General features: G+C 61.0%; 10 protein-coding genes and 1 pseudogene. 6 read left to right on the forward strand and 5 right to left on the reverse strand.

Going from position 1 to position 15,830, the window contains the following annotated elements; translation table 11 throughout:
* The first annotated feature begins 2 nt into the window (after positions 1-2).
* From IPM54_30065 to atpC, 4 genes and pseudogenes are all read left to right on the forward strand, one after another.
* Positions 3-1,659, forward strand: a pseudogene (locus IPM54_30065) (DUF58 domain-containing protein).
* 63 nt (positions 1,660-1,722) lie between these two features.
* Positions 1,723-2,553 carry a ribosomal RNA small subunit methyltransferase A gene (gene rsmA / locus IPM54_30070; protein ID MBK9264036.1) on the forward strand — a complete coding sequence of 277 codons (831 nt, stop codon included), beginning with the start codon at positions 1,723-1,725 and terminating at the stop codon, positions 2,551-2,553.
* Positions 2,554-2,933: 380 nt separating this feature from the next.
* On the forward strand, positions 2,934-4,358 hold the full coding sequence (gene atpD, locus IPM54_30075; GenBank protein ID MBK9264037.1) for a F0F1 ATP synthase subunit beta: 1,425 nt from the start codon (positions 2,934-2,936) through the stop codon (positions 4,356-4,358).
* Positions 4,359-4,385: 27 nt separating this feature from the next.
* Complete coding sequence (gene atpC / locus IPM54_30080) at positions 4,386-4,946, forward strand: ATP synthase F1 subunit epsilon (protein MBK9264038.1); 561 nt, start codon at positions 4,386-4,388, stop codon at positions 4,944-4,946.
* Between the two features lie 69 nt (positions 4,947-5,015).
* On the opposite strand, the gene IPM54_30085 is transcribed toward atpC, so the two are convergent.
* Positions 5,016-6,065 (reverse strand): virulence RhuM family protein, encoded by a 1,050-nt coding sequence (locus tag IPM54_30085; GenBank protein ID MBK9264039.1) that lies wholly within the window; start codon positions 6,063-6,065, stop codon positions 5,016-5,018.
* Positions 6,066-6,080: 15 nt separating this feature from the next.
* On the opposite strand from IPM54_30085, the gene IPM54_30090 reads away from it, so the two are divergent.
* Both IPM54_30090 and IPM54_30095 read left to right on the forward strand, forming a co-directional pair.
* On the forward strand, positions 6,081-6,431 hold the full coding sequence (locus tag IPM54_30090) for a hypothetical protein (protein MBK9264040.1): 351 nt from the start codon (positions 6,081-6,083) through the stop codon (positions 6,429-6,431).
* Positions 6,432-6,495: 64 nt separating this feature from the next.
* Positions 6,496-8,067, forward strand: coding sequence for an ATP-binding protein (locus IPM54_30095; protein MBK9264041.1), 1,572 nt, complete (start codon positions 6,496-6,498; stop codon positions 8,065-8,067).
* Between the two features lie 18 nt (positions 8,068-8,085).
* Here IPM54_30095 and IPM54_30100 read toward each other — a convergent pair whose 3' ends face one another.
* The 4 genes from IPM54_30100 to IPM54_30115 all read right to left on the reverse strand — a co-directional run bounded on the left by IPM54_30100 (position 8,086) and on the right by IPM54_30115 (position 15,723).
* Positions 8,086-8,658, reverse strand: coding sequence for a methyltransferase domain-containing protein (locus tag IPM54_30100; GenBank protein MBK9264042.1), 573 nt, complete (start codon positions 8,656-8,658; stop codon positions 8,086-8,088).
* A 5-nt stretch (positions 8,659-8,663) separates the two neighbouring features.
* Entirely contained in the window at positions 8,664-10,124 is a 1,461-nt protein-coding gene (locus IPM54_30105; GenBank protein MBK9264043.1) for a hypothetical protein, read from the reverse strand.
* An 18-nt stretch (positions 10,125-10,142) separates the two neighbouring features.
* A complete protein-coding gene (locus IPM54_30110) occupies positions 10,143-12,602 on the reverse strand; it encodes a GcvT family protein (GenBank protein ID MBK9264044.1) in 2,460 nt (819 codons plus the stop codon).
* Positions 12,603-12,744: 142 nt separating this feature from the next.
* Positions 12,745-15,723: a protein kinase gene (locus tag IPM54_30115; GenBank protein ID MBK9264045.1), complete on the reverse strand. Its 2,979-nt coding sequence runs from the start codon at positions 15,721-15,723 to the stop codon at positions 12,745-12,747.
* Positions 15,724-15,830 lie beyond the last annotated feature (107 nt).

Raw genomic sequence — 15,830 nt, forward strand, 5'->3', positions numbered from 1 at the left:
CAATGCAGATCTTTCCCACACGCTCGGCTGCGCACGTGAGCATCGGGGCCCTCGCCATCGCTGGTGTCGGACTCATCGCGCGCGAACCGGCCATCGTGGGATGGGCCGGCGCAATGGTCGTCGCCATGGCGCTCGCACGCGCCGTCACGCTCGTGTCGATCTCGCGCATCCGAGCTGCCGGCTTCGAGATGCTTTGGACCGGCCACAAACGCGTCATCCGCACCGGCCGCGGCAGCGGAAATCCAACTCGAAGCCGAAGTGCGCAATCGCGACACCTTGGCAGCCCGTTACGTTCGTCTGCGCGCGATCGCCTCATCCCAGCTCGAGATCCACATCGAGCCGTCTGCAGGCGAAGTCGCTGCATCGGGTCGGCTCAAAGTAAAAGTCACGGTGCGCACCCCACGCGTGGGCTTGCACGGGCTGCATGGTCTGGCGCTCGAAGTTCACGGTGCACCCGGTCTCTTCGAGGTGCCTCTCACGTTCGCCAATCCGTTCGGCGTCGAAGTGTTGCCTCGGCCCTTCGCAGCGTGGCTCCCTTCCCCGCGTGGCGGTCGCAGCAAGCTGCTCGCTCCAAGCGGAAGGCCCGGTCGCGCGCGTGGTGATGGCAGCGACTTGCGCGAGCTGCGCGAACATCGGCCGGGCGATCCCTTCCGCCGCATCGCGTGGAAGGCGAGTGCCCGTCGTGGCCAATTGCTCGTTCGCGACTTCGAACGCGAAGAGCGCGACGTCGCGTGGGTCGTGCTCGATGCATCCGTCGAGCTTTGGTCGGGCCCCGTCGGCCGCGCTCCGCTCGACCTTGCCATCGACGAAGCCGCGTCCATCTGCCAGCGCTACCTCGCTCGCGGCGATCGCGTCGGCCTCGCCATCTACGCCGCCACCTTGCGCGCGTTCATCCAGCCCGACCAGGGTCCCGCGCACGGCCACAAGGTCGCGCAAACGCTCCTCATGGCCACCAGCACCTACGACGCCAGCCGCAGTGACCTCGACGAAGCCGACGTTGCCGTACGCGTCCTCGAACACATGCGTCCGCTCGACGGTCGCGGTTTGTCGGACCTGCGCCGCGGCGACCTCGACAGGCTCGCCATGCGTGCCGATGCCATCCGAGCGCGCGCTCCCTTCAACCCGCCGGTCCCCGATGGTCGCTCCTCACGCGAGCGAACGCTGCGCCGATACCTTGCAGCGTACGGCATCGAATCACCGCCTCGCACCGAACCAGATCGCCACCAATCAGGGCTCATCCTTGCCGATGTGCTCGCACAGATCAGTCGACACAAACCTGCATCCAGCGTCGTGCACGTCATCGCGCCAGCCCCGACCGAAGTTGCGCACGAAAAACCCTTGTCGGACGGCCTCCGGCGCCTCGCGCGACATGGCATGGCCATCCATTGGTCGATGCCTCAGTTCGAGCCCGCCCTCCTTCCACCGTGGGAGCCGCCAAGGCGCAGCGATGGTTCGCCCCTCGACGAAGATCCATCTGGCAGCCAAAAAGCGTCGTGGGAACAAACAGCAGCCGTTGCAGCGCAAGCCGTGCTCGTTCGCACGCGTGTGTCCGTTGCACGCAGCGAAGCCATACTCCGACGCATGGGCGTGCGCATCACGCGTCTGCGCGCGACCTCGCCGCGTCGGCCCGACCTGCCGGCAGATCCGCTGCATCGGTAGCCTCCGACAAACCTTTTCCAATTCGTTTGTCCTCCAATCGTTTTACCCAACCGAGTCGAGCTCATGTCGATTGCTGAACGTCTGCGCGAGAGAGGGCTCAGTCCCAAAAAACGCTTTGGCCAGAATTTTCTCGTCGACGTCCATGCGCAGCGAACCATCGCCGAAGCCGCGACGACTCCGCCCGGAGGCACCGTCCTCGAAATCGGTGCGGGCATGGGCGCACTCACAAGACCCCTGCTCGAACGTGCAGCTCGCGTCGTCGCCATCGAGCGAGATCGCGATCTCGTTCCCTTGCTCTCCGCCGACTTTGCCGAGCCCATCGCGGAAGGTCGCATGCAGCTCGTCGAGGGCGACGCACTCTCGCTCGATTGGGCCGCTCTTTTGGCCGATGGCCCACGTCCACACATCATCGCGGGCAACCTGCCCTATTTGCTCACCGGCCCACTGCTCGAGCGAGCAACCACGCTTGCCGATCACATCGATCGCGTCGTCTTCATGGTGCAAGCGGAAGTCGCCGATCGTCTCGTCGCGCGCCCATCGACCAAGGAATACGGGGCGCTCACGGTGTTTGTCCAAGCAGCCTTCGATGTTCGCCGAGTTCTCACCGTGCGAGCTGGAGCATTCTATCCGCGTCCCGATGTCGATTCGGCCGTCGTCGCGCTCGAGCCTGTTCGCCCTCGGCGCGCGCAAGAAACCGAAGCGTTTCGCGCGGCCGTCCGAGCCGCCTTTGGCACTCGGCGCAAAACCCTACGAAACGCGTGGAAATCGCTTTACGGCTGGTCCAAGGACGAGCTCGAAGCGCGCGCGAAAGAAGCAGGCATCTCGCTCGAAGCGCGCGGAGAAACGCTCTCCGTCGGCGACTTTGCTCGGATTGCAGAACTCGTGACTCGGTAGCGGTTTGTCCCCGGCAGTATTGGCGACTGTGAATGGAATCGAGAGGTCTGCGCCCGAATTTTCGGGTGCTCGCGGGGGGAACCCCGCTGTTTGAGCCCGCGAAGCGGGCGAGTTCGGGATCCCGCGACGTCCGAAAATCGGGCGGAGACCTCGGGCTTACAGCGCACGAAGCGGGCGAGTTCGGGGTCCCGCGACGTCCGAAAATCGGGCGGAGACCTTGGGCTTACAGCGCACGACACTTGATACTTCCAACCGCTCGCACTAATCAGTTTCCCGCGCACGACGTGCCGCTCAGAGCTTGCCCTCTCGACAAGCCGTCGCGGCTGTGGTAGTCGGCGCGCGCGTTCGTTCCTGACGTCCGCTCATAGGAGTCCCGCCCCATGGTGGTTGGAAAAATTTCTCAGGTCATTGGCCCCGTCGTCGACGTCGAGTTTCCCCCGGGCCAGCTTCCCCAAATCCTGAATGCGCTCAAAGTTACCAACCCGAGCATTTCCTCGGCGGCGGACAACTTGACCCTCGAGGTCGCGCAGCACCTTGGCGAGTCCGGCGTTCGCGCCGTCGCCATGGACACGACCGACGGTCTCGTCCGCGGCATGGAAGTTCGCGACACCGGCAAGGCCATCATGATGCCCGTCGGCCCCGAATGCCTCGGCCGCATCCTCAACGTCGTCGGCGCCCCCGTCGACGAAGCCGGCCCCGTCAATGCCAAGAGGTTCTCGCCGATCCACCGCGACCCCCCCAAATTCGTCGACCAGTCGACGAAGGTCGAAATCTTCGAGACCGGCATCAAGGTCATCGATTTGCTCGCTCCGTACCGCAAAGGCGGCAAAATCGGCCTCTTCGGCGGTGCAGGCGTCGGCAAGACCGTTCTCATCATGGAGCTCATCAACAACGTCGCGAAAGCCCACGGCGGTGTGTCCGTGTTTGCCGGCGTCGGTGAGCGCACCCGCGAAGGCAACGATCTCCTCGTCGAAATGACCGAGTCGAAGCTGGGCAGCGGCGAACCGGTCATCTCGAAGGCGGCGCTCATCTACGGCCAGATGAACGAACCCCCTGGCGCGCGTGCTCGCGTGGCTCTTTCGGCACTGACGGTCGCCGAGTATTTCCGCGATGAAGAAGGCCAAGACGTGCTGCTCTTCGTCGACAACATCTTCCGATTCACACAGGCGGGCTCCGAAGTGTCCGCTCTCCTCGGCCGTATCCCCAGCGCCGTCGGTTACCAGCCCACGCTGGCCACGGAAATGGGTCAGCTCCAGGAACGCATCACTTCGACCACCAAGGGTTCGGTTACCTCCGTGCAGGCCATTTACGTGCCCGCCGACGACTTGACCGACCCCGCTCCGGCCACCGCGTTCGCCCACTTGGACGCGACGACGGTCCTCTCTCGCGCGATCAGCGAGCTGGGTATTTACCCGGCTGTCGATCCGCTCGACTCGACGTCGACGATGCTCGATCCGCAAATCGTCGGTCAAAAGCACTACGACGTGGCGCGCAAAGTGCAGCAGACGCTGCAACGCTACAAGGACCTGCAAGACATCATCGCGATTCTCGGCATGGACGAGCTCAGCGAAGACGACAAGCTCGTCGTCGGGCGCGCTCGCAAAATCCAGAAGTTCTTGTCGCAGCCCTTCTTCGTGGCCGCGCAGTTCACGGGCCTCGAGGGCAAGCTCGTCAGCCTGAAGGACACCATCTCGGGCTTCGAGGAGATCATCGCGGGCAAACTCGACCATATCTCCGAGCAGGACTTCTACATGGCCGGTGGTATCGACGAAGTTAAGGCGCGGGCTGCGGCTGCCAAGCGCTGAGCACCGAGTCCCAGGAGCACCTCATCGATGTCCGATTCAATCTTGCTGGAGATCGTTACCCCCACCGGTGTCGCCCTGCGAAAACAGGTCGCTGACGTCACCGCTCCGAGCGTCGCCGGTGAATTCGGCGTCATGCCGGGACACGTCCCGCTGCTCGCCGCACTCCGCACGGGCATCGTGACCTACCACGAGTCCGGCAAGGAACATCGCCACGCAGTCGCCCATGGCTTCGTCGAAGTCGTCGGTGACAAAGCACTTTTGCTCACCGAACGCTTCATGAGCAAAGACGACGTCGACGTCGTGAAGGTTCGTTTGCGCTTGAAGGAGGTCGACGCCGAGCTCGACCACTGGCAAGGCGACATGACCGACCCCAAGCGCAAGCAGCTCATCGAGGAAGAGCAGTGGCTCGCCACACAGCTCGACCTCATCGGTGACCCACCCTTGCCAATCGTTCGCGAAGACACCCGGTTCCTCGCAGCGCACGCCGAAGCCCCGCCGGTCAAGGAGATGGTCGAAGGGCAAACGCCCGACGTCAGCCTCACGGACCACAGGAAGGGCGAAGCGGGTCCTTTCGCAGACGCGTCCTGAAATCACTTCCGTTGTGAATCAACGCCATCGAGGCCCCTGCGTCTCGATGGCGTTTTTTTCAATCGCCTGTCACGATGATTTGCGTTTGGCGCGACGAGGTGCCAAAGGTTTGCGAATTTCTTTGGCGAATTTTTCGAATTCGATATCAACGGGTTTGGGCTTGGCGTCTTCGATGGCTCGATATCGCGTGTATTCTTGTTCGGCTTTGGCTTTTGCGACATCGGCGGACACGGTTCCGGCATTATCGAGCACTTGGCGCCCCGTGGTTTTCAAAAATTCGTCGAGCTTTTTGATCCAATCGCGCATCGTCATCGGTTTTCGTTCGAGCGCCTGGAGCTCGGCATATTCGATGTAAAGGCTCACGATGCGATTGAGCACGGCAAGCTCGTGTTCGTCGAGGTAATTTTTCGCGATTGTGGCATCGTCTTTGTGAATGATGCCCCCTGGCCTCGTGGAATGCATACCCATGAACGGTTTGCTACCATCGGCCCGTTCGAGCACCAGCTCGGCAGCCGTATGTCCGTGAACGGCATAATGCATTTTATTTTGCACCGTCGCGAAGAACCGCTGCGATACTTCGTTATGCGGGCTGTAGTCGACGCTCGTCGCGTAAATGTCGAGCACCTTTTGGTAGAAGCGCCGTTCGGATGCGCGGATGTCGCGAACCCGTTCGAGCAATTCGTCGAAATAGTCACGATGGCCTGGTCCGGGCGGATTCTTCAGCCGCTCGTCGTCCATCGTGAAGCCTTTGACGAGGTACTCCTCGAGGCGCGCAGTAGCCCACTGTCGAAACTGCGTCCCGCGATGACTGCGCACGCGGAAGCCGACGGCAAGGATGACGGCGAGGTTGTAGTGCTCGATGTCCCGCGCGATGTGCCGAGCTCCCTCGGCTTGAACTATTCGATATCGTCGAATAGTTGCCTCTGATACAAGCTCGCCCTCACTGTAGATGGCCTTCAGGTGGTGGTTGACCGTACCCACACCGATGTGGAACAGCTCGGCCATCTGCTTTTGCGTCAGCCAGACGGTTTCGTCTTCGAAACGGCACTGGATGCGTGTGCGACCGTCCTCGGTTTGGTAGAGGATGATTTCGGAGCTGGGGACCATTTGGTGCGTCATGTGGGAGCCATCAGCTTGGACCGTTCGATGCTATCGCGCAGTCGTCTCCTGCACAAGTTCGTTTATGCCAAACTCTCGAAGCCCACACTCTACGGCAAAAACCCCGCTCAACCGCTCGCCCATCCCGCCCCCGCGAACCCGTTCCGCAACGAAAACTTCGCCCCAAAACCCGTCGCGAAAGCGTTCCGCAAATTGCAGAACGTGAGCAAGAATGCTTTTCGCGCGCTCCGCAACGTGCGCTTCGCCTTCGCGGCCGTCGCGAGCCCGACGAATTCCGTGCGGACCGGCCACGCGACCGTCGCGGGGGCGCCTGCATCCGAGAACGTTGGCTACGCGGGCGCCGCGGACGCGTCCGTGGGCGGTTGAGGTGGGGCGGGGTGCCGCGACACGAGCTTGACTTCCCTGCCCTGCTGCGGCTTAGTCCTCGGCGATGAAGCGCTTTTTCAACACCGCGGGGCCGTGCAAGCCGGAAATGCACTACATGATTCCGGCTGCCGAGCGTTTGCCGGATGCGCCCAAGGTCATCGATCAGTTCGGCTATTTCGTGGTGCACGCGCCGCGGCAGACGGGCAAGACGACGACGCTGCGTGCGCTCGCGAAAAAGCTCACGGCCGAGGGAAAATACGCGGCGCTGCACTTCTCGTGCGAAGCGGGTGAAGTGGCGGGCGACGACTATGCGGAGGCCCAGCGGGGGCTGCTCTCGCGCATACGCCGGGAGGCCCAGTCAGCCTTGCCGCTGGAGCTTCAGCCTCCGCCCTTTCCAGAAGCTGCCGCATCAGACTTGCTCAGCGCCGCACTTGCTACATGGGCCCAGGTTTGCCCCCGCCCGCTCGTGCTGTTCTTCGACGAGATCGACGCACTGCGCGGACAGAGCTTGATCAGCGTCTTGCGGCAGCTTCGAGCGGGATACCCCAGCCGACCGAAAGACTTTCCTGCATCGGTCGTGCTCTGCGGTCTGCGCGACGTGCGCGACTACAAGGCGGCAAGCGGAGGAGATCCGTCGCGTCTCGGCACGTCGAGCCCGTTCAACGTGAAGCTCGCGTCGATGCGGCTTGGCAATCTCGTTTTCGAAGAAGTCGGGGAGCTTTACGGGCAACACACGGCCGAGACGGGACAAGTTTTCACTCCTGAGGCGCTTGCTCGTGCGTTCGAGGTGACGGGCGGTCAGCCTTGGCTGGTCAACGCGCTCGGGCGAGAAATTGTCGAAGAAATGGCCGTGCCGACAAACGAATCCATCACGGCGGCTCATGTCGAGGAAGCGAAGGAGCGATTGATCCTCGCACGAGCCACGCACCTGGATTCGCTCGTGGCCAAGCTCATGGAGCCTCGCATGCGCCGGATCATCGAGCCGCTGGTGCTCGGCAAAGAAATCCCGGACGACGAAACGTACAGCGACGACGCGGCGTACGTGGCGGATTTGGGCCTGGTGAACAAGCGCCCGCTTCGCATCTCGAACCCCATTTACAAAGAGGTGATCATTCGGGTCCTGGGCGACCGAGTTGAAGACACGATCACATACGAACCACCCGCATTCATCCTGCCCGACGGGCGCCTGGCATTCCGCAAGATGATGCGTGCATTCGCAAAATTCTGGCGAGAGAATGGCGAAGTATTGGCGACGCGCATGCCTTATCCCGAAGCGGGTCCGCAATTGGTGCTCATGGCGTTCATGCAGCGCATCGTCAATGGCGGCGGGTACATCGATCGCGAATATGGCATTGGAAGAAAACGTATCGATTTGCTCGTGCGTTACCCATACAAGAAAAAGGACGGCACGCGGGCCGAACAACGCCGGGCGGTCGAGATAAAAGTGTGGCGCAAAGGCGAAGCCAATCCGCTCAAAAAAGGATTGGCACAAATGGACGAATACTTGGGGAGCCTCGGCATGAAAAGCGGAACGCTGGTCATTTTCGACGCGCGTGGAAGGCTCGCCAAAAAGAAAGTCCAATACGAAGACACCGTCACGAAAAAAAGACGCCGCGTGCGCGTGATGTGGGCGTGAACGATGCGCCCACGGCACCTACGTGCTCGTCGCGAACCGCAGTACCGGCTGCTGTTGTAGCCCGCGTAGTGGTGGTCTTACAGGCTTGACCGCGCGAAGCGTCGCGACCATTTCCTTCACCACGTTCCGACGCTCCTCCACCGCCTGAAACACCTCGGCCCACGATTTGCCATTGTATTCGTCTTTCACGAGGAGCAGGATATCCTCGACGTCCCAATCGCCCCGATAGCCATAATCTGCGCGCCAATAATAGGGCTGACCGAAGTACCCCCACGAGCCCCAATAATACCGACGTACATGCGTAGGATCCGTATCGGCGTCGTCGCTCGAACCATAAGGCACGCGGAAAACGGCGCGTGCCCCCGGTTTGGCAATGCGATGGAGCTCCTGCATCAAGCCCAGAGAATTTTTGATGTGTTCCAAAAGATGACTACCAGCGATTTCCACGACGCTGTCGTCCTCGAAGGGTAGCGAAGCTGCTTCCAGGTCGGCGACGACATCGACTTCCGGCAACTTGACCGAATCCACATTGACCCAACCTGGAATCGGAAACCGACCACATCCCAAATTGAGTCGCAATTCATCCGCCATTGACGTTACCTCCCCTGCCCCGACGGTACACGCTGAAGCAATTCCGACGCGACGAGCGACTCCAGCACTTGACGAACTTGATCCCAGTTCTCCGGTGCAATGCCGAGCCATGTGGCCGCATCACCCGCACGAAAGCCATTGGCGTGCCGGACGAGCTCGCGGACGAATCGGAAGCCGGTGGCATCTTCGACGGTAATGCCGCGTTGCCCACACGAAATCGACAACGTCGGTTTGCCCTGCGCCGATTTGCCTTCGACGAGCAAGGGCTCGGCACCGCGATACCCGCGGAAAAAACGAAGCTCGTCGTTCGGCGTCAAAGGCCCCGTCGGGCGCGCAATGGGAGGCACGTCGTTTCCGTCGGGCGGCAGCAGAATGCCTCGACGTCGCAATGCTCCCAAGAGATCGTCGTTTATCTCGATCCCGCGCGCGGCAAGCTCTTTCAATACATCGTCCGCTGGGCGACCATTGAATGCGCCGAGCGACTTGACGAGCGCCGTGGGCAGCTCGATCGGCTCGTTCGATGCTTCCGCACCGCGTATCCTCAGGCGATTGGCGTCGATGGGCATGGACGCGAATTGACCTTTGCAAAGAATTTGCGCATCGGCGTAGCGCTGCGGAAGCAGGGCTTTCATGCGGCGTTCGAGGTGCTGGAGCTGCGGGCCGGCCCTTTCAACGACCGCGGCCCAATCGAGCGGCCCGACGAGCTCGTGACAACGCCGAAAAAACGCTTCTTCACGGCCATACCACGAACCCCATACACGCTCGGATAGAGCCACGCTGAGGCGACCGTCGGCGTCGATCTTGCCGCGCAGATTGCGATTCGCAAGCTCGCGCGGTGCACCCATTGGATCGAAGAGCTCATCGAGCACCGCTTCGTCCTTCACGAGCTCGACGACACACCACGACGCCAATGCGCGTTCGGTGAATTTCAGCAAATGGGCCGCAGCGTCCCAGAATCGTTTACCGAGCGCGCCATCTCGATGCTTGCAAAACCACGTCGAGCATGACGAATTTCGATGGAGCCACAGCCCGCAAAGCCCGCCGCCGGCCGGATTGAAATAGGGGCAGAGCAAATCGGTGGCGCGACCGAATAATGATGCGTCCGCGCCGCGTGCTTGGTTGGCGCCGTGTCGTTCTTTGAAGTCGGGGCTCGCGAAAAGCCCGAGCGGCGTGGAGCCAATGCGTTCGCGTATTCGATTTGCGACGACGTCCTTTCCCGTGAGCCCGGGCGTGTCGTCCGCGAGTACGGCGCCGACCAAGAAATTGGGGAGGTCGGGGTGAAAGGTGCAGCATTTCGTGTTCGGATTGAAGCGCAGATCGGGCGTCGTGCCATCACGCTCGGCCGCTTCACCACACATGGCGCAATTCGAGCAAGTAGCGCGATCTTCGGAGGGAAGCTCGTCGCCAAAGGATTGCTCGATCCAGCGAGCGTAAAGAGGAGGCAATGGGGTCGTGCTGGTGGTCATTGCTGCACCTGCGGAGGGTTATGCTTTTACGCGCTTCATATCGGGATCGTAGAACGGCTTCAATGAGGCCTCGGCGGGATAAACGCGCCCGGCGATCTCGACGTCCCAGCGCCCGCCCGCAATGTATGCCGCATCGATGCTTTCGCCGGCTTCGACCATGACGAGCCCCACGGCGCCACCCAAGGTATGCCCATAGGAGGCCGCGCGCACGTAGCCGACGATCTTGCCATTGCGACGAACGATTTCCGCGTGGAACATGAGCGGCTCGGGATCCTTGATGAGAATTTGCAAGAGCCTTCGTTTCAAAGGTCCTTCGGCTTTTTTCGCGAGCACCGCTTCGCGCCCGAGAAACCCTCCGGGCTTTTTCAGGTCGACGAAGAACCCGAGCCCCGCCTCGAAGACAGAATCCGTATTGTCGATGTCGTGGCCGTAGTCGCGATAGCCTTTTTCCATGCGCAAGCTGGCAAGCGCCTTGAGGCCCGCGTGGACCAAGCCAAACTGCTGCCCAGCTTCGACCAATCGATCGTATACGTGGAGTGCTTGTTCCGTGGGAATATAGAGCTCGTAGCCCAATTCGCCGAGGTACGTGATGCGAACGCAGAGCGCTCGGCCGAAGCCGATGTCGATTTCCCGCACGGTGCGAAATGGAAACGCTTCATTCGACAGATCGGCGCTCGTCACGGATTGCAGCATTTCGCGCGAACGAGGGCCTTGGATGTTGATTTGCGCAAAGCCCGACGTCACGTCCGTCACGAAGACGTGGTCAGTGTCGGCGATATGCCGTTTCATCCACGTTTCGACGTGCCGGTGGGCGGTGTCGGACGCGACGACCCAGAACTTTTCGTCATCGAGTTTCGTCACCGTCAAGTCGGCTTCGATGGTCCCGCCTTCGTTGAGCCATTGCGTGTAAGTAATGGTTCCGGTTTTGGCATCGACATCGTTGGCGGACAGGTAATTCAGAAAGCGCGCTGCATCGCGGCCCTGAACGAGGAATTTCGCCATGAACGACATATCCATCAAAATGACGCCTTCCCGCGCCGCTCGATGTTCGGCTTCCCAATAGGGAAACCACGATTGCCGTCCCCAGGATAGTTTGTCCGCTTTCGGCTCGACGCCCGGCGGAGCGTACCAATCGGCGCTCTCCCAGCCGCTCACGTCACGGAAATAGGCGCGTCGCGCGGCGAGCCTATCGTAAATGGCCGACTTTTTGGCGCCGCGCGCCGTCTGCATCGATCGCGTGGGATAGTGGCATTGGTACACCATGCCCAGCGATTCCACCGTGCGCGTGCGCCGATATTCGGGATTGTTCTGGTACGTATGGAGCCGATCGATGTTGAATCCCGTCACGTCGACGTCGGCACGACCGTTCAGGATCCAATGCGCGAGCACTCGGCCGAGCCCGCCGCCCGTGAGAATGCCTATCGAATTGAGGCCCGCGGCGACGAAATAATTTTTGATTTCCGGAGCTTCGCCGACGATGGGGGCAAGATCCGGCGTAAAGCTTTCGGGGCCGCAGAAAAACTTCTTGACGCCGGTTTGCATTGAAATAGGTACGCGTTGCATCGCCGTTTCGACGTACGGACCCATGCGATCCCAATCGGGCGTGATCGTACCGAACGAGAAATCATCCGGCACGCCACCGACGTTCCACGGAGCGCAGACGGGCTCGAAGAGCCCAATCATGAGGCCCCCGCCCTCTTCACGATAATAGCCGTAGGATCCCGGATCTTCGATGACCGGCCATGACGAGCTGATTTCGGGGATTTTTTCCGTAATGAGGTAATAATGCTCGGCCGCTTGAAGCGGAATGTTGACACCATTGCGAGCGCCCAATTGACGCGCCCACATGCCCGCGCAGTTGACGACGAATTCAGCTTCGATGTCGCCCTGAGACGTGCGCACGCCTTTGACCGCGCCTCGTTTGGTGATGACATCGATGACCGCCACACCTTCGATGATTTTCGCGCCCGCGAGCCGAGCGCCTTTTGCGAGCGCCATGGTGACGTCGACCGGATCGGCGCGCCCGTCTTCCTTGACATAAAACCCGGCGAGAATATCGTCCGTGCGGGCCAGCGGGAAAAGGCGCTTGACTTCGTCCGCCGAGATCTCGTGAACGTCGACCCCGCAATATCGATTGAATGCCGACACGCGCCGGTATTCTTCGAGCCGGTCGCGGTCTTTGGCCAATTCGATGAATCCGACGGGTTTGAATCCCGTGGCTTGACCGGTCTCCGCTTCGAGCCGCGAATAGAGATCCCGCGTGTATTTGCGCATTTCGGTCGACGTTTCCGACGTCGACCCGAACGTCACCATGAGGCCTGCGGCGTGCCACGTGGTGCCCGACGTAACGCGATCTCGCTCGAGAAGCACGACATCCTTGCACCCCATGTGCGCCAAGTGATACGCGACCGAACAACCAATCACGCCCCCACCGATGACGACCACCCGAGCACGGTCGGGCAATGCGCTTGCAGACATTTCTATCGGCTCCCTCGTTGATGTTCACCCATGCAAAGCGCTCGGGTGCCGGATACTGTGCAGATTCGCAGCCTTCGTCAACCCAAACGATGCATTTGTCTGCACTTTCCCCGAGCGGTGTTTCCAGGCATCGCGAGCATCGTCAGGCTCGCTCGAGTCCCCACAACTTGGCCAGTTCGAAAGCCCGCGCACGCATCGGCACGTTTTGCCAAAAGAACCGCCGCGACTCGGGGTCCTTGATCGCCTGTGCCTGGGCCAGGAGGTCCGAGAGCAGGTAGCCCAATACCGCCTTCGCTTCCTGCATTCGATCCGCCGCAAACAGCGCTTCGGCGTGGCTCAATATCGCATTCGGGTTCGCCGATCGCAAAGCTTCGTATTGAATGGCGAGCAAGGCAGCTTGCGTTTCACCTTCCGCACCGCACACCAGAGCTCGCTTGACGCGTTCGAGCGCCGCGCGATCATCGCCACCATGGAGCGCTTGACGTGCAGCGCCCAGATAATACCCCACTGCGCGCGCAGGCTCGCCACCGCGCGCAAAGTGTTCGGCCAATGTCATGGGATCCGGCTCCCCCATCGACTCCAGCCATTCCGCAGCAAGCTTGTGTCCGATCGTCCGATCGCGCTCGGTCAGCATTCCGTAGGCTGCTTGCTGAATCAATGCTTGACGAAATGCAAGCTCGTCCGGGCCGAATTGCCGGCTGCTCGATTTTCGTTCGAGAAATTCGCGATCGACGAGCTCGTCGAAAATGATTCCCGCCGCACCATTGCGAAGCGTTTGATCAATCAATGCGGCGGCACCATCGGGCCGGAACGTGCGCCCGAAAATACTGGCAGCTCGGAGCGCGAGCCGTAACGCCGGAGGCAGCGACATGATCCTCGTTTCAACCATGCCCGCGACGGTCTCCGGCAATGTTTCGGCGCGACCACTGGCAACGGCGCGCGATAATTCTTCAATGAAGAACGCATTCCCATCCGCGCGTTCCACGATGGCATCGATATGGGCCCGATCGATGGAGTCGCCCAAGATTGCGCCAATCATGGCTTCGGCCGCTTTTTTGGAGAGCCTCCCGAGGCGAACCGATTGCACCGCACGCCCTTGCCACAAGCTCGGGAATGCCTCGTGCACCTCGGGACGACCGAGACCCAATACCACGATGGGCAAATGGCCGATCTCGCGCAACACCGCGTCGACGAGCCTCGTCGAAGGCATGTCTCCCCAATGCAAGTCTTCGAGCACCAAGAGCACCGGCGACATCATGGCTTTGGCCCGCATGAAATCGACGAATGCTTCTTGAATGGCGTCGGCCATGATGGAGGCATTCGCGCGAGCCTCGAAAAGCCGCGGGTGAGCATCGTCAGGAAATGGAATTCCCAGCATTTCACCCAAAAAGGCGGCGACACGAATACGGTCCGCTTCGCCGCAAATGCTCGACGCTTCGACGAGCAGGTCTCGCTGTTGTGCTTCGGTCTTGACGGCATCCAAGCTCAGCGCGGCGCGGAGTGCTCCACCCACGAGACCAAACACCGATCCCAATCCCAACCAATCACCTCGACCCGAAATCACGAAAATATCGCGGACGCTCTCGCGCACGCGATCCAAAATCTCGAGGCGCAAGCGCGACTTTCCAATGCCCGGCGGCCCCACCATCAAAATGGCGCGCGCCGAAGGTTGCTCGAATGCCCCATCGATGTAATCGAGCATCGACCGCAAGTCTCGCTCGCGCCCCACGCACGGCACAGGTCGCCCCAGCACGCTTCGCTTCAGGTAATCGTGCGCGCGTTCGCGCTGCAAAATCCAAAAACCCGAACTCTCTCCCACGAGAAACCGCGACCCGAGCAGCGATCGAGTCGTGTCGTCAATCAAAATGCCACCGTTCCATCGTCGCAAGACGCTGACCGTCGATACGGATTGCGCAAACGTCATCATGCGATCGACGAGCTCTCCCACGGCCAAGGGATTCGCAGCCGTACTGCGTCCGGCAAAAACGGCCACGACATGGGACGTCACGACGTCCTTGATTCGTACTGCCGAGCGCGCGGCCACGGCCACTTGATCGCCGGCATTGCCCACTCCGTCGAACACGGCCACGACGCCACCCGTGCCAAAAGGCTCGACGGCTGCTTTGAATGGCTTCAATGTGCGCCGCACCAATTCGAATACGTCGTGAGGTCGCAAGGATGCTGGTTCGGCATCCGGAAGCATCGGCAATGGCAATACCGTCACCAATGATACGAGACGGCTCTCGTCGCTCGTCATCGAAAGCGACGGCGGACCATCTTGATTCGTATCGCTACGATATTGTTGCGCAATTCGCTCCAGCGCTTCGGCAACTTCGCGCCCATCCGCCGGTCGCATGGCCGGGTTCTTGGACAACATCCGCCCGAGCAACTTATCGAATTCTTTGGGAATTTCCGGGCACAGCGTCCGAGCGCTCGGGGCTTCTTCGAGGAGCACCTTGGCCAGCACCGCCATGACATGCGCACCCATGAATGCAGGCTGACCGGTGACGCATTCATAAAGCACGCACGCCAAGGAAAACACATCGGCACGCGCATCGATTCGACCTCGCTCGCCACGCGCCTGCTCGGGCGACATATACCCGGGCGTGCCGATGATGCTGCCTGTTTGAGTCAATACGGTTTTGCCACGTAGACGCGCGAGACCAAAGTCCAAAACCTTGACTCGTTCAATGTCCGATTGCACCAAAAAGATATTGCTCGGCTTGATGTCACGGTGCACGACACCTTGCATATGCGCCACCGCAAGCGCTCGGGCCACGCGAAGCCCGAGGTCGATGGCTGCCGCAACACCAAGACGCTCGCGATGCAAACGCGCTTCGAGCTCCTCGCCTTCGAGCCACTCCATCGCCAGATACGGCTCACCCGATGCGGCAAACCCATGCGCGACGTAGCGCACGATATGCGGATGCTCGAGCGCAGCAAGCACCTGCGCTTCCTTGGTGAACCGCATCGTCGTCTTTTCAGATTCCTCGTTCAGCACCTTCAGCGCCACGAGCTGATTCGTCACGCGATCGAGCGCCCGATACACGCTGCCCATGCCGCCGACACCAGCGCATGCTTGGAGCTCGAACCGATCATCGATGAGTTCACCCGAGAGCATTGCTCGCGCAAAGTCTAGAGGTTTCCGAGCCGGCACAACAAGATATATTTTCCGGATTTCTGAGACCGGTCCCGGATCGGGACGCGCGCTGTTTGATGACAGGCCCA

The organism is Polyangiaceae bacterium (assembly GCA_016715885.1).
GTDB lineage: Bacteria > Myxococcota_A > Polyangia > Polyangiales > Polyangiaceae > Polyangium.